Source organism: Xenorhabdus bovienii, assembly GCF_024721015.1.
Lineage (GTDB): Bacteria > Pseudomonadota > Gammaproteobacteria > Enterobacterales > Enterobacteriaceae > Xenorhabdus > Xenorhabdus bovienii.
In genome coordinates this window covers 1-3,228 of record NZ_JANAIF010000128.1, presented here as the reverse complement: position 1 = coordinate 3,228, position 3,228 = coordinate 1, and the positions used below count along the sequence as shown (strand labels likewise).

2 rRNA genes are annotated in these 3,228 nt (G+C 53.5%); both read left to right on the top strand.

What is annotated here, in order from left to right:
• Positions 1-109 precede the first annotated feature (109 nt).
• Positions 110-3,019 (top strand): 23S ribosomal RNA (locus tag NXS07_RS18540).
• Between the two features lie 84 nt (positions 3,020-3,103).
• A 5S ribosomal RNA gene (rrf, locus tag NXS07_RS18535) occupies positions 3,104-3,219 on the top strand.
• The last annotated feature ends 9 nt before the right edge of the window (positions 3,220-3,228 follow it).

The following is a 3,228-nucleotide window of genomic DNA, read 5'->3' as shown; positions in this document are numbered from 1 at the left end:
GCTCTTTAACAATCTGGAACAAGCTGAAAATTTGAAACAATCAGTGCTGTCAATGACAGGACTGATGAGTCTCTCAAAACGCACACCCGAAGACACCTTCGGGTTGTGAGGTTAAGCGACTAAGCGTACACGGTGGATGCCTAGGCAGTCAGAGGCGATGAAGGGCGTGCTAATCTGCGATAAGCGCCGGTAAGGTGATATGAACCGCAATAACCGGCGATACCCGAATGGGGAAACCCAGTGCAATCCGTTGCACTATCCTGGCCTGAATTCATAGGGTCCGGAGGCGAACCGGGGGAACTGAAACATCTCAGTACCCCGAGGAAAAGAAATCAACCGAGATTCCCCCAGTAGCGGCGAGCGAACGGGGAGCAGCCCAGAACCAACATCAGCATCAGCGTCAGGAGAACGGTCTGGAAAGGCCGGCAGTAAAGGGTGATAGCCCCGTATCTGAAGACACTGGTGGTGTGAGTTCGACGAGTAGGGCGGGACACGTGGTATCCTGTCTGAACATGGGGGGACCATCCTCCAAGGCTAAATACTCCTGACTGACCGATAGTGAACCAGTACCGTGAGGGAAAGGCGAAAAGAACCCCGGCGAGGGGAGTGAAATAGAACCTGAAACCGTGTACGTACAAGCAGTGGGAGCCTTGATTTATCAGGGTGACTGCGTACCTTTTGTATAATGGGTCAGCGACTTATATTCTGTAGCAAGGTTAACCGTATAGGGGAGCCGCAGGGAAACCGAGTCTTAACTGGGCGTTAAGTTGCAGGGTATAGACCCGAAACCCGGTGATCTAGCCATGGGCAGGTTGAAGGTTGGGTAACACTAACTGGAGGACCGAACCGACTAATGTTGAAAAATTAGCGGATGACTTGTGGCTGGGGGTGAAAGGCCAATCAAACCGGGAGATAGCTGGTTCTCCCCGAAAGCTATTTAGGTAGCGCCTCGTGAATTCATCTTCGGGGGTAGAGCACTGTTTCGGCTAGGGGGTCATCCCGACTTACCAACCCGATGCAAACTGCGAATACCGAAGAATGTTATCACGGGAGACACACGGCGGGTGCTAACGTCCGTCGTGAAGAGGGAAACAACCCAGACCGCCAGCTAAGGTCCCCAAGTCATGGTTAAGTGGGAAACGAAGTGGGAAGGCTCAGACAGCCAGGATGTTGGCTTAGAAGCAGCCATCATTTAAAGAAAGCGTAATAGCTCACTGGTCGAGTCGGCCTGCGCGGAAGATGTAACGGGGCTAAACCATGCACCGAAGCTGCGGCAGCAACATTTCGATGTTGTTGGGTAGGGGAGCGTTCTGTAAGCCTGCGAAGGTGTGCTGTGAGGCATGCTGGAGGTATCAGAAGTGCGAATGCTGACATAAGTAACGATAAAGCGGGTGAAAAACCCGCTCGCCGGAAGACCAAGGGTTCCTGTCCAACGTTAATCGGGGCAGGGTGAGTCGACCCCTAAGGCGAGGCCGAAAGGCGTAGTCGATGGGAAACGGGTTAATATTCCCGTACTCGGTGTTACTGCGAAGGGGGGACGGAGAAGGCTAGACCGGCCGGGCGACGGTTGTCCCGGTTCAAGCGTGTAGGTGGGAAGAATTGGTAAATCCGTTCTTCTGTGAACACTGAGGCGTGATAACGAGGCACTACGGTGCTGAAGTGGTTGATGCCCTGCTTCCAGGAAAAGCCTCTAAGCATCAGGTAACAGTGAATCGTACCCCAAACCGACACAGGTGGTCAGGTAGAGAATACTCAGGCGCTTGAGAGAACTCGGGTGAAGGAACTAGGCAAAATGGTGCCGTAACTTCGGGAGAAGGCACGCTGGCGCTAGGTGAAGGGACTTGCTCCCGGAGCCGAAGCCAGTCGCAGATACCAGCTGGCTGCAACTGTTTAATAAAAACACAGCACTGTGCAAACACGAAAGTGGACGTATACGGTGTGACGCCTGCCCGGTGCTGGAAGGTTAATTGATGGGGTTAGCGGCAACGCGAAGCTCTTGATCGAAGCCCCAGTAAACGGCGGCCGTAACTATAACGGTCCTAAGGTAGCGAAATTCCTTGTCGGGTAAGTTCCGACCTGCACGAATGGCGTAATGATGGCCAGGCTGTCTCCACCCGAGACTCAGTGAAATTGAACTCGCTGTGAAGATGCAGTGTACCCGCGGCAAGACGGAAAGACCCCGTGAACCTTTACTATAGCTTGACACTGAACCTTGAACCTTGATGTGTAGGATAGGTGGGAGGCTGTGAAGTGTGGACGCCAGTCTGCACGGAGCCATCCTTGAAATACCACCCTTGAATGTTTGATGTTCTAACGCAGGCCCGTCATCCGGGTCGCGGACAGTGTCTGGTGGGTAGTTTGACTGGGGCGGTCTCCTCCCAAAGCGTAACGGAGGAGCACGAAGGTTAGCTAATCACGGTCGGACATCGTGAGGTTAGTGCAATGGCATAAGCTAGCTTGACTGCGAGAGTGACAGCTCGAGCAGGTACGAAAGTAGGTCATAGTGATCCGGTGGTTCTGAATGGAAGGGCCATCGCTCAACGGATAAAAGGTACTCCGGGGATAACAGGCTGATACCGCCCAAGAGTTCATATCGACGGCGGTGTTTGGCACCTCGATGTCGGCTCATCACATCCTGGGGCTGAAGTAGGTCCCAAGGGTACGGCTGTTCGCCGTTTAAAGTGGTACGCGAGCTGGGTTTAGAACGTCGTGAGACAGTTCGGTCCCTATCTGCCGTGGGCGTTGGAAGATTGAAAGGGGCTGCTCCTAGTACGAGAGGACCGGAGTGGACGCACCACTGGTGTTCGGGTTGTCATGCCAATGGCACTGCCCGGTAGCTAAGTGCGGAAGAGATAACCGCTGAAAGCATCTAAGCGGGAAACTTGCCTTGAGATGAGTCTTCCCTTGTCCCTTGAGGATACTGAAGGAACGTTCAAGACGAGGACGTGGATAGGCTGGGTGTGTAAGCGTAGCGATACGTTGAGCTAACCAGTACTAATGAACCGTGAGGCTTAACCTGACAACACCGAAGGTGTTTTGGTGAGAGAGAGACGCAGTTTCAGATGAAAGACAGCAGCTTGTTCGGGATTAAAAACAGAATTTGTCTGGCGGTCATAGCGCGGTGGTCCCACCTGATCCCATGCCGAACTCAGCAGTGAAACGCCGTAGCGCCGATGGTAGTGTGGGGTCTCCCCATGTGAGAGTAGGGCACTGCCAGACACCTATTTA